A 493-nucleotide genomic window follows, 5' to 3' on the forward strand; every position below is an offset into this window, starting at 1 on the left:
TGGAATTGACAACTCTGTATTTAATACCTCCCAGTTAAAGAAAGGCAATTTATCATTGCTAGGTATACCTCTTTTCGTTTCTCCTTGCTCAATATAAAAATTAAGCTCTTTTGTATTATTTATATAAACCTTTCTATACTTTTCAGGATTTTTTATCGCCAGCTTACGCTTACGTAAAAATTTTTCTAATATTTTGTCCATTATTTACCAACTGGGGTCATTGAGATTGTAGCAGTGTCAGCAAGCATCTAGGGGTCAGGTCTTTACTTTTGCAACAATCTTACTAACACGAGAATAGTGTAATTGAAAATAATCACCCAATTATTTTCCTTGCTCGACAAATAGCGCAAACTTTCGGCATGCTATCGCTTTAGATTTGCCAAATTGAAGTAACACTTTGTCGATTTCAAGCCACTCTGGAGCTTGTGCTTGTCCATCGTAAAATGCCCAACACGTTGATAACTTCTATTAAACCTGTCTCTTATACACATCT

At 35.1% G+C, this 493-nt stretch carries 1 protein-coding gene; it reads right to left on the reverse strand.

Annotated features, from left to right (window positions below):
- Positions 1–201 (reverse strand): hypothetical protein (locus tag JIG37_RS00250; RefSeq protein WP_199528353.1); only part of this gene is annotated, 201 nt, incomplete at its 3' end.
- Between the last annotated feature and the right edge of the window lie 292 nt (positions 202–493).

Source organism: Pseudoalteromonas sp. bablab_jr010 (assembly GCF_016464105.1).
Classification (GTDB): Bacteria; Pseudomonadota; Gammaproteobacteria; order Enterobacterales; family Alteromonadaceae; genus Pseudoalteromonas; species Pseudoalteromonas simplex.